At 69.3% G+C, this 17203-nt stretch carries 14 protein-coding genes and 1 pseudogene; 8 read left to right on the top strand and 7 right to left on the bottom strand.

The genetic code is table 11. The features are described 5' to 3' along the window. Positions 1-63 precede the first annotated feature (63 nt). Positions 64-1161: pseudogene (locus D6270_RS31535) on the bottom strand (NtaA/DmoA family FMN-dependent monooxygenase); the annotation flags it as partial. 158 nt (positions 1162-1319) lie between these two features. After that, complete coding sequence (locus tag D6270_RS31530; protein ID WP_109162315.1) at positions 1320-2972, bottom strand: alpha/beta hydrolase; 1653 nt, start codon at positions 2970-2972, stop codon at positions 1320-1322. A 1165-nt stretch (positions 2973-4137) separates the two neighbouring features. Between D6270_RS31530 and D6270_RS31515 the strand changes: the two genes are divergently transcribed. Further along, a complete protein-coding gene (locus D6270_RS31515; protein ID WP_382776223.1) occupies positions 4138-4539 on the top strand; it encodes a winged helix-turn-helix domain-containing protein in 402 nt (133 codons plus the stop codon). A 586-nt stretch (positions 4540-5125) separates the two neighbouring features. On the opposite strand, the gene D6270_RS33530 is transcribed toward D6270_RS31515, so the two are convergent. Then, on the bottom strand, positions 5126-5578 hold the full coding sequence (locus D6270_RS33530; RefSeq protein WP_204117026.1) for a hypothetical protein: 453 nt from the start codon (positions 5576-5578) through the stop codon (positions 5126-5128). A gap of 403 nt (positions 5579-5981) precedes the next feature. Between D6270_RS33530 and D6270_RS31500 the strand changes: the two genes are divergently transcribed. The 3 genes from D6270_RS31500 to D6270_RS31485 all read left to right on the top strand — a co-directional run bounded on the left by D6270_RS31500 (position 5982) and on the right by D6270_RS31485 (position 9246). Continuing rightward, positions 5982-6767: a calcium-binding protein gene (locus D6270_RS31500; protein ID WP_109162317.1), complete on the top strand. Its 786-nt coding sequence runs from the start codon at positions 5982-5984 to the stop codon at positions 6765-6767. Positions 6768-7400: 633 nt separating this feature from the next. Continuing rightward, positions 7401-8789 (top strand): GAF domain-containing SpoIIE family protein phosphatase, encoded by a 1389-nt coding sequence (locus D6270_RS31490; RefSeq protein WP_109162319.1) that lies wholly within the window; start codon positions 7401-7403, stop codon positions 8787-8789. A gap of 85 nt (positions 8790-8874) precedes the next feature. Continuing rightward, entirely contained in the window at positions 8875-9246 is a 372-nt protein-coding gene (locus D6270_RS31485; RefSeq protein ID WP_109162320.1) for an STAS domain-containing protein, read from the top strand. A 407-nt stretch (positions 9247-9653) separates the two neighbouring features. Here the strand turns inward: D6270_RS31485 and D6270_RS31480 are convergent, their stop codons facing one another. The 3 genes from D6270_RS31480 to D6270_RS31470 form a co-directional block, all read right to left on the bottom strand. Continuing rightward, a complete protein-coding gene (locus D6270_RS31480; RefSeq protein WP_109162321.1) occupies positions 9654-9860 on the bottom strand; it encodes a hypothetical protein in 207 nt (68 codons plus the stop codon). Positions 9861-10160: 300 nt separating this feature from the next. Continuing rightward, positions 10161-13076, bottom strand: coding sequence for an AfsR/SARP family transcriptional regulator (locus tag D6270_RS31475; protein ID WP_158650561.1), 2916 nt, complete (start codon positions 13074-13076; stop codon positions 10161-10163). A gap of 192 nt (positions 13077-13268) precedes the next feature. After that, a complete protein-coding gene (locus D6270_RS31470; RefSeq protein WP_225977008.1) occupies positions 13269-13688 on the bottom strand; it encodes a hypothetical protein in 420 nt (139 codons plus the stop codon). Between the two features lie 495 nt (positions 13689-14183). Between D6270_RS31470 and D6270_RS31465 the strand changes: the two genes are divergently transcribed. From D6270_RS31465 to D6270_RS33520, 4 genes are all read left to right on the top strand, one after another. Continuing rightward, positions 14184-14543: a hypothetical protein gene (locus tag D6270_RS31465; protein WP_109162323.1), complete on the top strand. Its 360-nt coding sequence runs from the start codon at positions 14184-14186 to the stop codon at positions 14541-14543. Positions 14544-14593: 50 nt separating this feature from the next. Continuing rightward, a complete protein-coding gene (locus D6270_RS31460; protein ID WP_109162324.1) occupies positions 14594-15364 on the top strand; it encodes a transposase in 771 nt (256 codons plus the stop codon). A gap of 141 nt (positions 15365-15505) precedes the next feature. Then, positions 15506-15733: a transposase gene (locus D6270_RS33525; RefSeq protein WP_225977007.1), complete on the top strand. Its 228-nt coding sequence runs from the start codon at positions 15506-15508 to the stop codon at positions 15731-15733. A 271-nt stretch (positions 15734-16004) separates the two neighbouring features. Continuing rightward, positions 16005-16157, top strand: coding sequence for a hypothetical protein (locus D6270_RS33520; RefSeq protein WP_225977006.1), 153 nt, complete (start codon positions 16005-16007; stop codon positions 16155-16157). A 174-nt stretch (positions 16158-16331) separates the two neighbouring features. Here D6270_RS33520 and D6270_RS31450 read toward each other — a convergent pair whose 3' ends face one another. After that, positions 16332-16841 (bottom strand): hypothetical protein, encoded by a 510-nt coding sequence (locus tag D6270_RS31450; RefSeq protein WP_109162325.1) that lies wholly within the window; start codon positions 16839-16841, stop codon positions 16332-16334. Positions 16842-17203 lie beyond the last annotated feature (362 nt).

The following is a 17203-nucleotide window of genomic DNA, read 5'->3' as shown; positions in this document are numbered from 1 at the left end:
CGGGGAAGCGGACGGTGTGGACGTCGCGGCCGCCCGTCGCGGGGAGTCGGGGCATGGCGGGCCTCAGCCGCCCGCGAGTTCGCGCTCGCGGGTGTGGCGGTTGGCGGGGATCGGCAGGCCGAGGTTGCCGCGCAGGGTCTCGGCCTCCTACTCGGTGCGGAACAGCCCGCGCTTCTGGAGCAGCGGCACGACACCGTCGAAGAGGTTCAGATCGTCGTTGTTGCGGAAGGCGAGGTTGATGCCGTCGAGCGTGCCCGCGTCGTACCACTTCTCGATGGTGTCGGCGACGGTGTCGGGCGCCCCGGTGAACGGCGACTGCCGGAACGCGTTGGCCTACTGAATCACTTGACGCAGGGTCAGCTGCTGCTCCGGGGCGCGTTCGATGATCCTCGCGGCTCCGGTGCGGCCGTCCTTCTCGGCGAGGTGGGCGACGTCGGGGAAGGGCACGTCCAGGTCGTGGACGCTGAAGTCGTAGGCGCCGAAGGACCGGCCGAGCAGCGCGGGGTTGCGCTCGAAGTCGTTGTCCTCCTCGAATATCTCCCGCTCGCGGCGGCGGGCCACCTCGTCGATGGAGCCGACGACGGCGCCGCCATGGATGAAGACCTTGATGTGGTCGGGGTCGCGGCCGTGGGCGGCGGTGCGCTTCTTGATGTCGGCGTAATACTCCTGTGCCTGCTCCAGCGTGACGCCGGGTGCGTAGATGCCCTCGGCCACCCGGGCGGCGAGGTCGCGGCCCTCGGCGGAGACCCCGGCCTGGAAGATGACCGGCTGCCCCTGCGGCGAGGGGGAGATGTTGAGCGGTCCGGCGACCTTGAAGTGCTCGCCCACGTGGTCGAGGGCGTGCAGCCGGCCGGGGTCGAGGAAGAGGCCGCTGTCCACGTCGGCGGGGAAGGCGTCGTCCTCGTAGAAGTCCCACAGGCCCCGGGCGACCCGGACGAACTCCAGGGCCCGGCCGTAGCGGGTGGCGTAGTCGAGGTGTTCGTCGCGGCCGAAGTTCTTCGAGGTGCCGGTGTCGAAGCTGGTCACCACGTTCCAGCCGGCGCGGCCGCCGCTGATGAGGTCGAGTGAGGCGAGGCGGCGGGCGAGGTTGAACGGTGAGTTGTACGTCGAACTCGCCGTGGCGACGAGGCCGATGTGGCGGGTGTGGGTGGCGACCGTCGACACCGTGGGGATGCGGGGCAAGATGGATTCTGCGGGACATGGCCGGTCCTGTCTGAGCCGACGGCGTACGACGGGGCGGGACCTCGCCGGGAGGTCCCGCCCCGCTTCTACAGGCCGTACGACCCGGGGTCAGACGGCCCCGGTCCCCGCCGCCGGACTCAGAACCGGTCCGGAGCGCGCTCCGGGAGCGGAGATCCGGGGAGCTGGTCCCGCTTCTGGTTCTGTCGCGCGTCCGCGTTCGAGCCGGCGGTCGCCCGGCAGAACACGTCCTTGGCCGGGAGCTTCCCGGTGAGCAGGTAGCCGGTGACCGCGCCGTCGGTGCACGCGTTGCCGCTCGGGTAGACGCCGTGGCCCTCGCCGCCGAGGACGGTGACCATCTTCGAGCGCTTCAGGACCTTGTGCAGGGCCTGGGCGCTGGGCAGTGGGGTCTGGGAGTCCCATTCGTTCTGGACGATCAGGGAGCCGGCCTTGTTGTTCACCTTCGTCGCAGGTTCCACCGACCTGTTCCAGAACGCACAGGGCTTGATGCTGGACGCGAAGTCGCCGAAGAGCGGGTAGCGGCCCTTGTCCGCGATGGCGTCCTTCCGGTAGCGCTCGGGGTTTCGCGGCCAGGCGGCCGAGTTGTCGCCGCAGACCACGGCCCAGAAGCTCGCCGTCATGTTGTCCGCCGGCGGCTCCGCGGCCTTGCGCGCCACCCCTGTCCCGGTTGCGCCGGTGAACGCCGTGAGCTTCCGCGCGGCGGCAGGCTGACCGTCAGCTGCCTTCTTCAGCTCCACGAACGCCTCGGTCGCGGTCAGCGGGCTGAAGACCGCTCCCCGCATACCGCTGCGGATGTCGTCACCGGTGACGAGGAGCCCGTCCAGATCGACCGGCTTCCGGTCGGCCCGCGCGACCAGCTCCCAGAAGGTGCGGTCGACCTTCTTCGGGGTGTCACCGAGGCCGTACGTCCCCGAACGCGCGGCGGCCCACGCGGTCCACCGGTCGAACGCGGGCTCGGCGCCCCACGCCCACCACTGGACCATGCCCCGCCAGGCGAGCGCCGGATCGACCGCGCTGTCGAGGACGAACCGGTCGGCCCGGCCCGGGAAGAGCTGGGTGTAGACGGCGCCCAGGTAGGTGCCGTACGAGTACCCGAGGTACGAGATCTTCTTCTCGCCGAGGACCGCCCGGAGCACGTCCAGATCGCGGGCGGTGTTGCGCGTGGTGATGTGCGGGAGCGTGGCGCCCGCCTTCGCCCGGCACTTGTCCGCCACCTTGCGGGCCCAGGCGACGTCCTTGGCGTAGGTCTCCTTCTTGTACGGCCGCAGCCAGTCCTCCTCCTCCGGCGTCAGGCCGCAGGTGACCGGGCTGCTGTCGCCCACTCCGCGCGGGTCGAAGCCGATGAGGTCGTACTTCCGCAGGGTGGACTTCGGCAGCTCCTCACGCAACGCCAGGGGCATATAGGTGCCTGAGCCTCCGGGGCCGCCGGGGTTGGAGAGCAGCACGCCGTGGCGCTTGCCGGGCTCGGCGGTCCTGATCCGGGATATCGCCAGGTCGATCCGCTTGCCGCCGGGGACCCGGTAGTCCAGCGGGACCTTGATCGTGGCGCACTGGAAGTCCGCCGGGGTGCCGGGGCCGCACCGCTTCCACGTCGGCTTCTGCTTCGTGTACGGGTCCAGCGCGCCGCCCTTGGCCGCGGGCGAGGCGGCGGACGAGGAGGCGACCGATGGGGCGGCGGCCGGGGCGGCGTTGGCCGTGGAGGTGCCGAGCGCGGGAGCCAGCGTGGCCGTGAGACTCACGGCCAACAGCGGCGCGAGACGTCGTCTGCGCACGTATTCGATCCTTCCGGTCGCATGTGTCGGACAGGAAGGACCCTTCAGGAAGACGCCGCGTCTGTGGATCCGTCGGCAAGCCGCACTTGTCTCCCCCCTGGGAATGACGCAACCACCGGCCGTGATACCCGAGTTGTAGGGACCGTTCCTGGTCCCGCCGGTCAGGGGCGACCCGGGCGGCAGAACGGTCCGGGCCCGTCGGACTTCTCAGCGTCTCCGCTCATGACCGGTGTCTCTTCGCTCCCTCCCGTGGCGTCGGCCTCAAGCCCGGCGCAGGGACAGACCCAGCCGCTCGCCGAGTTCCACGGCCCCGATGCCGTAGGTCCCCAGCGCGTTGACTCCGTGCGGCCCGGTGAGCAGGAGAGCGTGCGCCGAGTAGACGCGGGTGACACAGGCCGCACCGGTGAGGGGGTAGCTGCAGCTAGGGCGTTTCCTGTGAATCGTCCTCACCGGTCCTTGTACAGCCTGGATACGGTGGCTGCGTGACGACGATCCTGCGGCACCCCCGCCCTGGATTCACGTGGGATTGGTGGGCGGTGGACGCTCACGGTTCTCTCGCGCACTTCAGCGATGGTCCTGCCACGGAGCACCTGCTGGCGCATGTGGATCGTGTCGATGCCGCTGCTGCGTGGGCGGAAGGGATCCGGGGTCAGCAACAGGTCGGCAGGACGCCCGGGAGTCGACAACATGGCCGCCATCAACCTCGTCCGCGGCATGGAAGCTTCATCAAGGAGTGCGAGCACCCTGAAGGCCGATGGCCGAAGTGCCCGCACGATTACAAGATCCGCTACCGCAGCGCGGCCGGACGGCAGGCCGAGGAAGCCACCTTCTCTTCCCCCAGGAGAAGGCGAAGGCCCGCCTCGCCGAGGTCTACCAGGCCCGGAAGAACAGCCCACAGAACCAGCACAGAGCCGAGCGCATCCAGAAGTACGGCCCGATACGGTTCGAGCAGTACGCCACCGGGTGGAAGGCCAGCCGGCGCGACCTCAGCCCCAGCTCTCGGCGACACTCGACTCGCCACTGAACTTGATCGGGTGATGTCGGGCTGTTCGCCGGACAGCGTGAAGGTGGCCTCAGTGGTCCTCGTTCGGTGAGATATTCGCAGGGCGGCGGCCTGACCGACGTCGAGAGAGATGCGCGGGAGCGGGTCCGGCGCCAGGCCGTGATGCGCTTCGAGGCTGGCGGGGAGAACCGGGAGATCGCTGCCATGCTGCGGGTCTCGGAACGGTCGGTGGAGCGTTGGCGTCGCCAGTGGCGCGAGGGCGGCCACGCCGGAGTGGCTTCCATGGGGTCACCCGGTCGACCCCGACCATCTGACGCGCAGATGGCGGGGGTGGAGAGGGAGTTGGAGCGCGGTCCGCTGGCCCAGGGGTGGGCTGACCAGCGGTGGACGCCGGCCCGCGTGAAGACGGCGATCGGTCGGCTGTTCATCGTCTCGTACACCGTGGAGGGAACGTGGCGACTGCTGCGGCGCTATGGCTGGTCCTGGCAGCAGCCGCGCGGCGTGCGATCGAGCGTGACGACGACGCGGTGGAGTTGTGGAAACGAGAGGTGTGGCCGCGGGTAAGGGCACCGCGGCGGCGAACAGCGGTTGGGTGGTCTTCGAGGACGAGGCCGGTCAGTCGATGACGCCGCCGCCTGCCAGGACCTGGGGCCGCAGGGGCAGCACCCCGACTCGTCCGCGTGCGCGGGCGGGGATCGGGCCGAGTGACCATGGCGGGAATGACCTGCTACAAGCCGGTTGGCGGTCCCGTTTGTTCTACGCGATCCGTGAGTAACGGGGCCGCGAGAACGAACCGAGGGGCTTCGGCTGGAAGGACTAGCGCGACCTGGTCATCCGCGCCCACACACAGCTCGGCAGCCCGATCGTGCTTGTGTGGGACAACCTGCGCATGCACCTGGTCGCGCCACTGAGGGAGTTCTTCGAGGCCAACGCCTCATGGCTCACCGTTTCAGCTGCCGACTTACGTCCCGGACCTCAACCCGCAGGAGGGCATCTGGCCCCTGGTCAAACGCAACATCGGGAACCTGGCCGCCGCCGACCTTGGCCAGGTCACCCGCGCCGTGAAGCGCAAGCTCAAGATGCTGCAGTACAGGTCGGATGTGGTCGATAAATGCCTGGCCGGCACTAGCTTGACCCTGCCCGGGGATCATCAAAAGACGCCGAAGAAGCGATCTGACCAGCTGGGCCGCTGAACGTGCCAGGGCAGTCGGCTCGGCCCGTCGTAGTCGCTCTCCAGCAGTTCCTCGGCAACCACGACATAGCCAAGCTCGACCAGCACCCGGTTGGCCTTGGCAAGATCCGCGCCGTCCGGCTCGCCCTCGGTCTGGGCCTCATCCGTTCCGAAGACGGCGCCCGGGTCGTCGGCGCAGACCAGGGCAACTGAGCCGAACTCGCTCAGGCAGACGACGATTCGGGTACCGCATCGGGTTGCGTCCCCGGGCACGATGACGCGTCCGTACTCGCTGGAGTCCTGAGTGTCGTCGTCGGCACCGAGCAGGGCAGGGAGCTGTCCCAGGGCCCAGTCGTCGCCGGGGCCCCATGCCGTGCCGGTGATCAGCCGCCCGGTGGTGGCGTCCGGGTGGTCGGTGATCCGCAGGGTCACCGGGCCTTTGGTGGTGCGGGAAGTTCGCCACCAGGTCCCGTCGGCCTCCTGTAGGCAGGCGGGGTCGCTCCGTCCTCGCCGCAGCACCCGCAGGGTACGGGGCAGGTCATAGGGCGCGGGCGGCGCCCAGCAGCGGCTGGGCATGCACCCACACCACGAGGGGGCTGAGACACCGGCCCCGGAGCGCGTGCTCTGCCAGGGGTGGGGAATCGGCAGAGCCTCGATGGGTTGGTCGCTCCGGGGCCAGGACCTCCTGATACCCGCTCGGGAGCGAACGAGGCGTGTAAGGGCAACCATTCCTGCCACTCGGTGGTCATGTCCTCGCCACCCGCGTGCCGGGTGGGCGCTGGCAAACCTGCCTCGGGATGTTCCCGGGGCCCTGGAGCTTGGGAGAAACAACTTCATGCGTCAACGCACCGCTGTGGCAGGCTTCGCCGGGGCACTCGCCCTGTCCATGCTCACGGCTGGAGGGACCGCCCAGGCGGATGACTTCTCGGGCGACATCAGGATCACGAAGGTAGTCGTCAACGGGGGGAAGGACATCGTCCTGGGAACCACGGCCGTGAAGACGTTCACCATCGTGGTGACCGCCACGGACAACTCGGGCATCGAGGTCGGAAATACCTTCCCGGTCATGGGGCACACGCCCCTGCCGAACGGCGACTATTACGGTCTCGTCATCCCCGACGACATTGCGGGAAAGTGCGTGCGCCAGAGCTTCACCACGACCACCTGCACCCACACGCTGAAAATGAACCCCCGTATCCACCTGGACAACACCACGGCCGGGACCTGGACCGTGAGAGCCCACGTCCTGGCCAACGACGGTGACTACTACACCAAGGATTCCGCCGCGAAGGCGAAGGTCCTGCGCAACTCCAGGCTGACGGTCAACGCCTCGCCGGAACCGGTGAAGAAGAACAAGACGATCACCGTCACGGGCGCCCTGACCCGCGCCAACTGGCAGACCTACAAGTACGGGGGCTACACCAAGCAGCCGGTGAAGCTCCAGTTCAAGAAGAAGGGAACCAGCACCTACAAGACCCTCAAGACCGTCACGACGGACAGCAAGGGCAACGTGAGGACGACGACGAAGGCCACGGCGGACGGCTACTTCCGCTACTCCTTCGCGGGCACGTCCACCACCCCGGCGGTCACCTCCGCGGCGGACTACGTCGACGTGAAGTAACCCCCAGGAGAGTCGTCCGCCCGCCAACCATCGCAGAGGGCCCGCCGGGCCCCTCCGTCCTGTCCGTGAACGACCGCGTCCAACGCTGAGCTGAGCAGCCTGTGACTCGGTCGTTCACGGGGCGCGGTCGCCGTGCTGTCTACTGGGGCGGCAGAGCGGAGCAGGTGGGTGTACAGGGCGTGCGGCATCACGTTGGTGGGGGCGAACACGGTCCAGTGCACATTGCTCTCGCCGGTCTGCCGGGCGAGCGGCACCGCGGCGGCGGCGAGGCGTTCCCGGGCCGCCCACGGGCGGCGGGACCGTGCCTCTGCAACGACCGCAACCAACTTCCAGTGCACCCCCGAGTGCCGCCCCGCCAGGGGCGTCCAGGGCGGCGAGGTCGTGGGAGGTGTCCATCGCGACGTCGGCCGCGTCATGTTCGCTGCCGAGCTGGGCGAGCAGGACGTGGCCCAGGTTCCACCGGGCGGTACCCACCCGCAAGGGGGCGTCGGCAGGGGAACCCCGACTCCCCTTCGCACGTACCGCGGCCGCCATCGTAGCTAACCCCTCACCGCGCCGCTCGAAGCGGGACGACGCACTGACCGTGCGGTGATCACAGGGGGGGGATCCGTGGGTGACGGGGCCGTTCAAGCTGTGGTTGGGTGGCTCGCGGGCTCCTGCGGGGAGCCGGGGAAAGAGGGCGAGTCGTTGGGCGTGGTGGAGTATCCCGAGGGGATGCGGGATGACGGGCTGCCGACGGTGTTGTCCGACCCTGCGCGGCTGGCCGCGCTGGAGGCCAGCGGCATGGTCGGCAGCGCTCCGGAGCAGGTTTTCGACGACCTGGCCAGGCTGGCGGTATCGGTCACGGGTGCTGCGATCTCCGCGATCACGTTCGTGGGAGGCGCTCGGACCTACTGGAAGTCGGTGCCGCACCTGCCGTACGGCGGGTCGGAGCAGTGGCAGAACGGGGTCGGGGAGAGCTTCTGCTACTTCGCCGTCGGGGCGAACGGCCCCTTCGTCGTGGAGGACGCGGCGAAGGACCCGCGGACGGCGGGGCACCAGGCGATCGGGCCGTGGGGGGTCGGATCCTGGGCCGGGTTCCCGATCGTCACCACCGACGGGCACGCCATCGGGACCATGTGCGTCATCGACGCGAACCCACGCCAGTGGCAGCCCCAGGAACTGGAGACGCTCGCCACCCTGGCCCGGGCGGTGAGCAACGAGATCAACCTGCGGATCTCGCTGAGCACCGCGCAGAGCGCTCTGGCCACCGCCAACCGCGCACTGTCGGTCTCACAGGGTCTGGCCCGCAGCCTTCAGGAAAGCCTGCTGCCTCCGGTGCTGCGTCCGGTGCCGGGGATGGATGCCTCGGCCCGTTATCTGGCCGCCACCGGTGACATCGAGGTCGTGGGTGACTTCTACGACCTCTTCAACGCCCGCGGGCCGTGGTGGACCGCCGTGATGGGAGACGTCTGCGGCAAGGGCCTCGAAGCGGCGAAGGTGACCGCCCTGGCCCGCTACACCCTGCGCGCCGACGCCGGTGACCACCTCTCGCCCGCCGAGGTCCTGGACCGGCTCAACACCGCCATGCGCGCCCAGCGCGCACCGCGTTTCCTCACCGCCGTCCAGGCGACCTTCCGCACGACCCCTGCCGGGGCGGCCGGCCGGCTCTGCCTGGCCGGCCATCCTCCCGCACTCATCCGCCGGGCCGACGGCCGCGTCCAGCCCACCGGCCTGCCCGGCACCCTCCTCGGGGTCATGCCCACCGTCCGCCTCACCGATGTCCGCTTCCGCCTCGCCCCGGACGACCTGCTGTTCCTCTACACCGACGGCGCCTGCGAAGCGCGCCCCGACCCCAGCAAGCCCCTGCCCCACCGGCCGATCTTCGACGAGGAGGCCCTGGCCGAAGCCCTCGCCGACACCCGCGGCATGGACGCGGGTGACACCAACGCCCACATCGCCGACATCCTGGCCGGTCACCACGGCGGATGGGCCAGCGACGACACCGCCCTCCTCTCCCTGCGAGTGCCCCCCAGACCCTGATCCCCGAACGGACGAGCGGCAGCCGTGCCTACTCCCGGCGCAAAAAGCACATGAACAGCGCCACATCGGACAGAAGGCACATGACATGCAGGAACGCCGACTCGATGGTCTGCTCGTCAGGATCACCGAGTACACCCGTCCGCACGCATGCGTCCTGGCTCTGCTCGGCAGCACCGGAGCGTGGAACACACCTGCGCTGGAGCAGGCGTTCCACGACGCCGCGGCCACGGAACGCCCGCTCGTGGTCGACCTCACCGGCCTGGACTTCGGCGACGAAGTCCTCCTCGGCGCCCTCATCCAGGCTCACGCCTCCCTAGAAGGCCTCGTCCTGATCAACCCCGCCACCGGCAGCTTCGCCCGCCGACTGCACCGCACCGGTCTCGAAGAACTCTTCAACACCCAGAACACCCTGCCACTCGCCCTGGCCCAGCTGCCCGACCAGCCCAATCCCCGGTGAGACGGCAGCACAGGCCGGGCCGCCGGCACCGCGAACATGGCCCAGTGCACGGCTGGAAACGGGCGAAGGAGAAGTCCAGGACCACGCGGCCGCCGCAGGCCGCCTTCCACCAGGCGGTGTGCCCGGGGCAGTGACCAGCACCTCCGGCGACGCTGCGCCGTGTTACGACTCCTCACCTACGGCGCGAGTCCAAGAGAACTGTTGTCCCACCCCCTCAGATCGACAGAGCCATTAGCCGATGACACTGAGGGGACGCGCCAGGCCGCACTGAGGGGCCCCGCGCCACCGGGGAACGCAGGCGGCACCGTAACCGGCTGTTGGGCCGAGCCAAGGCCGCCATGGCCGCCATGGCCGCCAAGACCGGAAGGCTACTGCGGCTTTCCGGGCATCCAAAGGCGGTAGTGCTCTCAGCCCTGCGGCAAATCTCCTGCGGCCTTTTCCACATACCGGGGATCAGCGGCATCGATGCCTGAGACTTCGGAGACCTCCTCGACCGCCTCACCCTGACGGACCGCAGAGACAGCTTCGAGCTCCACATCCGCACGCGTCGCGTCAGCAGCTACCTCGGCCGTGCCCTGACGTTGAGCAGCCAACTCGATGAACGACTTCGCCACGCCTCCGTGCTCCGCCCGTACAGGTGAGGGCGACCGCCCGCCTTTTGGGGATGACACACCGTCAAACACCGCTAGAACAGTGCGACTTCGTGACCTATGTGTCCGAGCCGGACCATCCCCGCGTCGGCGGGGAGCACCAGGCCGCGGAGCGACCCGGAGTCGTCCCGAACGGAACATCCCTGCGGGCGCGGGGAACGGCTGCCCCCGGTGTACACCTGCATATCCAGGACGCTGCTCCCCGTACGCACGGGGATGGTCCCGGTAAGGGACGTACGTTCCACCCGAGCCGCGGAGTGCTGTTCACCATGGCGTTGGCACGCTGTTGTTGGGGGGTGGAGTCGCGGTCCGGATGTGCCGGTGTAGCGCGTTGGCGTCGGCGTCCAGTCCCTTGTCGGCGTAGATCTGGGCTGCCTCTCTCCAGCAGGCGACGGCTTCGGCCGCGTGCCCGAGGTGATGGAGTGAGGTGGCCAGGATCGTCAGCGGCCGGGCGAGTGTCTCCTCGTGGGATCCGATGGATGTGCGGCCGAGGTCGACCGCGTGCCGGGCGTGGGTGAGGGCTGTGTGGTGGTCGCCGGTGCCTTGCCAGCCTCTGGCCACGGTGGCGAGGGCGCAGGCCTCTCCGTCGGTGTCGCCGATGGCGCGGCGCAGGCGCGCGCTGCGGGTGCCGTGGTCGATGGCCTGGTGATGGTTGCCGAGGTCGGCGTGGAGGTCGGCGAGGTTGCCTTCCGTGACCGCTTCCCATCGTCCGGGGCCGAATCCGCGGCTGAGTGTGAGTGCGTTCTCGAAGTGCCGGAGCGCTTCGGTGAGACGGTTCTGGCGGCGCGTGACCTGGCCGAGTTCGGTGCGTGCGGCGATCTGGAGGTGGATGTTGCCGGTGTCCTGGGCGAGGGTGGCGGCGTGGGTGAGGTCGGGTTCGGCTTCGGGGCGGCGTAGGTGGGCCAGTGCTTCTCCGCGGGCGAGGAGGACGTTGGCTTCCTGTTCTGGTGCGCCGGTCCGCCGTGCGGAGTGAAGGGCTGCTGTGGCGGTGCTGATGCGGTCCTCCCATGCGCCTGTGAGTACGAGGAAGCCGAGGGCGTCGATGAGTTGCACGGCGTGTTGGTCGAGGCGGTGGTCGACGGCGTGGTGGAGCGCGGCGACGAGGTTGGTCCGCTCGGTGGTCAGCCAGTCCCATGCCCGGTCCCGGTCAGTATGGGGGTGGGGGTGAGGGGGCGTGATGAGGGTGGTCGTCAGGCGGGTGCAGGTGGGGTAGATCTGGCGGTCGGCGGTGTGGGCGGTGTGGGTGTACCAGGTGAGGACCGCTTCACGGGCGTGTTGGTGGTCCCGCTCGGTATCGCGGTGGTGGGCGAGTTCGGCTGCGTAGGCCCGCAGGAGGTCGTGGAAGCGGTAGCGGTCGCGGGCGACGGGTTCGATGAGGTGGGCGTCGGCCAGCGCGCTGAGCAGGGATCGGGCTTCTCGGGGTGTCAGGCCGGCGAGGGCTGCGGCCGCGGGTGTGGAGATGTCCGGGCCGGGGTGGAGGCCCAGGTGCCGGAAGAGGCGGGCCTGGGGCGGGGTGAGTTGGTCGTAGGACCAGGTGAACACGGTGCGGACCGCCGCCCGGGGGTCCTGGTTCCGGCTCAGCGCGTCGAGGGCGGAGTCCTCGTCGGTGAGTTCGGCGACGATGTCGGCGACGGTGATGTTCGGGTGGGCGGCTGCGCGCCCGGCGGCGATGCGCAGGGCCAGCGGCAGCCCGGCGCACAGGCCGACGAGGTCGTCGACCGCGGAGGATTCCGTCGCGGCGCGGTGGGGACCGATGATGCCGACGACCAGGGCCGTTGCCTCGGAGTTGGTCAGCACGTCGACGGTGAGCCGGTGGGCTGCTTCAGTGACGACCAGGCCGCTCAGGCTGTCCCGGCTGGTCACCAGCACCATGCACCCAGGGGTTCCCGGTAACAGTGCTCTCACTTGCTCGGAGCTGTTGGCGTTGTCCAGGACGATGAGTATGCGCCGTCCGGCGGCCATGGTGCGGTAGAGCCCGGAGCGGGCGCCGGTCCCGGCCGGTACGGCCGCCGGAGGGACACCGAGCGCGACGAGGAAGTCGTCGAGGACCTCGGCCGCGGTGGCGGGCCTGCCGGGCCCGTACCCGCGCAGGTCAGTGTGGAGTGTTCCGTCGGGGAACCGGTGCTGGACCCGGTGGGCCCAGTACACCGCGAGGGTCGTCTTGCCCACGCCACCCGAACCGTCGAGCGCGGAGATCACCACCGCCTGCCCGCTACCCAGCTCCTCACCCCCCGGCGGGAGCAGAGCATCGAGGGCCGCCAGATGGTCGGTGCGACCGGTGAAGTCGCGGATGGCGTGCGGTAGCTGTCTCGGCGCGGGGGACGCGGACGTGGCGGCGGCGGTCCGGGGGGTGGGCAGGGTCGTAACGGGCCTGGTGCTGTCGCCCCGGCGGGGGCGAGGCGGCCGGCCGGGCTGGGAGTGTCCCGCCAGGATCTGTTCGTGCAGACGCTGCAGGCCAGCTCCCGGGCCGACTCCGAGTTCTTGGACGAGCGACGTACTCAGCCGATGGAAGGCGTGCAGCGCCTCGGCACGCCGCCCGCATCGGTCGAGTGCGGTGATGAGCTGCGCGTGCAGGCCCTCACGCAGGGGATGCGAGAGGGCGAGGTCGCTGAGCTCATCGACGACTTCCTGGTGCTGCCCGAATTCCAGCCGCCATCTCGCGCACAGTTCCAGAGCGCCGAGCCGCTGCTCCTCCAGCCGGGCGGCCGGACCCATCAGTGCCTCGCTTCCCAGCCCGTCCAGGGCCGGCCCACGCCACAGGCCCAGAGCCGACCCGATCATGCTGATGGCCCCGTCGAGGTCGTCTTCTGCTGCGCGGCGGCGGCTCTCGGCGAGCCTCGTAGTGAACTGGAGCGAGTCGAGTTCGTTCTCACGGACGCAGATCCGGTAGCCGGACTCCTCGGTGACGATGAGCAGCCGCTCGCTGTCGTGCAGGCGCTCCCGCAGCACCGACACGGAGTTCTGCACCTGCTTCACCGCTGTATCCGGTGGCTCGTCCCCGAAGACCGCCTCGATCAGTCGGCCCATCGGCACCATCGAATTGGGGGCCGTGAGCAGGCCTGCCAGCAGCCGCTGGCGTCGGGCACCCGCTAACGGCACGCGGTTGCCGTCGGCCCGAACCTCAAGCGGCCCGAGCACCTGGAACTCCACTCTTGCGACCTCTTCCTCGCTGACGGTCACCCAATCGCAGCATAGCGATCACGCAGGGTTCGCGCGGCGGGATCTCTCTCGCATGAGGTGGCCGCGGGTGAGGCAAGCAGGGGTGTGACGAGGCTGCCGGCCTTCGGCGTGGATGCTCTTGGGGTGCGCGTGAGTGTGGCGCGTGGCCGTGGGCGAGTGTCCGCCCACGGCCACTCTGCGGCACCTTGTGGGTCAGGGGATCAGGACGCAGTGGTTCTCGATGACCCTGCCGCTACGGTCCAGTCCCCCGCAGACGGCCAAGCGGCCGCTGCCGGGCTGACCGAGCTGCCGGTTCACGCTGAACACGTGGCGGTCGTCGTTGGCCCTGGAGTTCCGATAGTCGCCGGCGAAGGCCCGCAGTGTCCCCGGCAGTCCGTCCCTGGTGAAGACGGTGATGTCCTGGACGTAGCGGGTGCCCTGGTATGCGGTGGCCACGCAGATGTAGGTCCCGCACGTCTGCTTCGCTGCGGCGCTCGCCGGCGCTGCGGTCACCAGACCTACGGCACTGACCGCGGACAGTACCGCCGCAGTCGTCGCGAAGCGCCACCGCGCGGCCTTCTTCGACGTGGCCCGGTCCTGGTTGGGATGAGTCGCGGTCCCGAATTTCGTCATTGTTCTTCGTCCTCTGCGTTGATGGTGCTCGGAAGTGATCTCGCCCTGCTCCTCTTCGAACGCGCTTGACCGTCGGCCCCGGGCGTGAGTGACAGGGATCGGCGCCTTGGCCCCGCGTCGCGGGGCTGTCTGGCGACTTCGCTCACCGTCTCGACTGCCGTCCCCATAACGTCATCACCGCGTCATCACCGGCCGCGGCTGCCTACGCCGACCCGAGGTCTCATCCCCCGCGTCGCAGAACGTGCCTGATCGGCCGCCACAGCAGCCGGCCTCTGAGCCGCTCCCCGGCGTGCGAGCACTCACAGGATGCTTCCCCCATACCAGCCACCCGTGGTCCTGCGCGGACAGCCCGCTCAACGCCGGTGGTGACGAGGCGATGCCGGCATGGGGACAGCTCCCGGGATGCTTCCCGACGTCGTCACCGAGTCCCGTCCGCCAGGACAGAACTCGCGTACGAGCAACATCAACGCAGTCACTACGAAGAAGGAGACCGACATGAGGAAAGCCCTGCACCAGAAGGCACTCAACCTCACCACGGGCCTGGTACTCGCGGGCAGTTTGCTGGCCGCAGGCTCGGGGCCCGCGCACGCCGCGGAGCCCAGCACCCGAGCGCTGTCATGCACCACTCTCCACCCGTCGTCGGGTGCGGTGAACGTCTGCAAGAGCTGGACACCCAACGGTGACGGGACCTTCTATGGCAAGTGGTCCTCCAGCGGCGCCACTGCTGGCGTGTACCTGCAGGGAAGTTTCGACGGGACCGTGAAGAATCTCGCATCCGAAGGGATCTACGACGGGGTCCGCAAGTTCCTTATCCGCGCCTGCAAGAGCGGCGCGGGCTGCACCGCTTGGTGGTAGTCGCAGCTAAAGGTTGTTGCAGAACGCCTGAGTTAGGGCATTCATCTTGTATGGGTGGGGTGTTGCGGGCTGAGCTGTTGTGGGTGGAGACGTTCACCGGCTTACGGATGGGCCGGTTCGAGAAGTTGGTGAAGGCGGTACGGGAGCGAGGAGGCAATGGTCCCGGTGGCGGCCGGCCGTGGTGCCTGCCGCTGGCGGACCGGGTCCTGCTGGTGGCCGTCTACTACCGCACCACCCTCACGATGCGGCAGCTCGCCCCGCTCTTCGGGGTCTCCCCGGCCACCGTCTGCCGGGTCATCCAGCGCCTGCGGCCGCTCCTGGCGATCGAGCCGGCGCCGCGGCCCGTCGCGGACGTCGAACGGTTGTGGATCGCGGACGGAACCCTCGTCCCGGTCCGTGACCGTACGGTCGCCGCGTCCTCCCGCAACTACCGGTTCTCGGCGAACGTGCAGGTCATCATCGATGCGGACAGCCGCCTGGTGATCGCCTCAGCCCGCCCCGTCCCCGGCAACAAGGGCGACGCCCACGCCTGGCGGGAATCGGACCTGCCCGCCATCGCGGCCGGGACAACGGTCATCGCCGACGGCGCTTACCTGGGCACCGGACTGATCGTCCCGCACCGCAAGAGATCCGGACGCCCGCTCCTGCGCGGCCAGGAGGAGGACAACGCCGAACACCGACGCGTCCGCGCCCGCGTCGAGCACACCTTCGCCCGCATGAAGAACTGGAAAATCCTCCGCGACTGCCGCCAGAAAGGAGACGGACTCCACCACGCCGTCCAAGCCGTCGCCACCATGCACAACCTCGCCATGACCGGCTGAACCGGCAGGCCAAACACCACCCCGGCCTGCCCACACCCACCCTTCTGCAACAACCTTTAGGCCGTGTATCGAAAGTGGATCTTGGGCTGTGAATGATCACGGTTCACGGGGCGGGAAGATCTCACGGACGAGCAGTGGGCGGTGCGGGAGCCGTTGTTGCCGAAGGGTGCCAGGACGGGGCGGCCGCCGGTCTGGCACCGCCGGCAACTGATCGACGGCATACGGTTCCGGGTCCGGACCGGTGTTTCGTGGCGGGAGGTGCCCGCGGCGTACGGCCGTGCGGCCGGATCTACGACCTGTTCCGCCGATGGCAGCGGAAAGGCACCTGGCACCGGGTCCTCACCCGGTGCCAGTCCCTGGCCGATGTGAAAGGTGCGATCGCGTGGGACCTGAGCGTCGACTCCACGGTGTGCCGCGCTCATCAGCGCGCGGCCGGGCCCCGGAAGGAGGGTGACCTGCAGAAGGAGCCGCCGGGCGGCGTATTCACCGAGCCTGGCGATCATGGGCTGGGCGCTCGCTCGGTGGAATCACCACCAAGCTGGATCTGGCCGTCGAGCAGAGCCAGAAGCCCAGATCGATCGTGGTGACCGGGCAGCGCGGGGGCTCGCCGCAGTTCGAACCCGTGGCGGAGAAGGTCCGCGTGCCACGCATCGGCCGGGCCGTCCACTCGTCCGCCCCCCACCGCGTGCAGGCCGACACGGCGTACGCCTCCCGCGAGAACCGTCCCTACCTGCGCTGCCGCGGGATCCGCTGCACCATCCCGGACAAGGCGGATCAGGCTCGCAACCACTAGGATCTCGGCTTCCGCGGCGGCCGGCCGCCGCGCTTCGATCCGGCCGACTACCGTGAGCGCCATGCGGTCGAGTGCGGGATCAACCACCTCAGGAACCGCGCCGTCGCCACCCGCTACGACAAGTTGGCGGTCCGCTACGAGGCGACTGTGCTGGTCGCAGCGATCAACGAATGGCTATGACCCTGTCTCGCGCGTCATCACGTAGGTGTTCCCGATGTCGGGATCGCCGTGGAAGAAGAACAGCTTCAGATCGTCGTTCTGATCGCGGTCCACATAGAAGGACCACGCGTATGTCGATGGGGGTTCAGGAGTCGAGGTGTCAGTGGCCGTCGCGGTGGGCCGGCTCTCCGCCCGGGTGCGGGCTGTCAGCGTAAGTCGAACGACCTGTCCGCCGTTGTCGTCAGTCAGTTGCCAGGTCCCCGTGCCGGAGAGGCGCCAGCCATCCTCGAAGTCGAAGTCCTGGCCGTCGAGCCTCTCGAGAAGAGCCGTTCCGTCCTTGCGAAGCACCACGCGGGTTCCCTCGACGTTTTCCCAGCCCCCAGCGACTTCGCCCGCGGTGGTGTCGTGGATCTCCGTTCCCTCGTAGTACTGATAGGGGCCGGCACACGCAGTCGGAGCAGCCAAAACCACCATCAAGCCACCGAGGGTCGCTTTCCACGCACGCAGCCTGCTTCCGCCCACCACCAGGACCTCCCACCCTCAGCCCGCATCGGCCAACCGATAGGAGTGGGCCGCGGAGAGGTACCTTGCCAGACCAGTTGAACGTGTTCACCTTTGGGGCTGAAGAGTCAGGGCGTACGACCCGGCTCGTGCATCCAGCGTCGCCTGCAGCCGCCGGTGAGCACCGCGAACAACGTTTTCGATACACCTAGGTGCGCATCGCCGCGTGCTCCTGCGGGCTTCCAAGCCCTCGAAGCCGTCACCGAGGACACCCACACCTGGGTCTGGCCGCCGGACCCACCCGGCCTGAAGGACGCCGGACCCCGTCAACCGCCGGTGGTGCTGGATCCGTCCCCCCGGGGGCTGCGGTCACCCAGAGGCGGTGC

It is taken from the genome of Streptomyces griseus subsp. griseus (genome assembly GCF_003610995.1).
Lineage (GTDB): Bacteria > Actinomycetota > Actinomycetes > Streptomycetales > Streptomycetaceae > Streptomyces.
This window is presented reverse-complemented; position numbering and strand designations above follow the sequence as displayed.

Bases quoted from the DNA above. Each gene is read 5' to 3' on its own strand.
- D6270_RS31470 (WP_225977008.1), bottom strand. From the start codon at position 13,688: ATGACGAAATTCGGGACCGCGACTCATCCCAACCAGGACCGGGCCACG.
- D6270_RS31460 (WP_109162324.1), top strand. From the start codon at position 14,594: ATGGGTGGGGTGTTGCGGGCTGAGCTGTTGTGGGTGGAGACGTTCACC.
- D6270_RS31465 (WP_109162323.1), top strand. From the start codon at position 14,184: ATGAGGAAAGCCCTGCACCAGAAGGCACTCAACCTCACCACGGGCCTG.
- D6270_RS31515 (WP_382776223.1), top strand. From the start codon at position 4,138: ATGCGCTTCGAGGCTGGCGGGGAGAACCGGGAGATCGCTGCCATGCTG.
- D6270_RS31500 (WP_109162317.1), top strand. From the start codon at position 5,982: ATGCGTCAACGCACCGCTGTGGCAGGCTTCGCCGGGGCACTCGCCCTG.
- D6270_RS31485 (WP_109162320.1), top strand. From the start codon at position 8,875: ATGCAGGAACGCCGACTCGATGGTCTGCTCGTCAGGATCACCGAGTAC.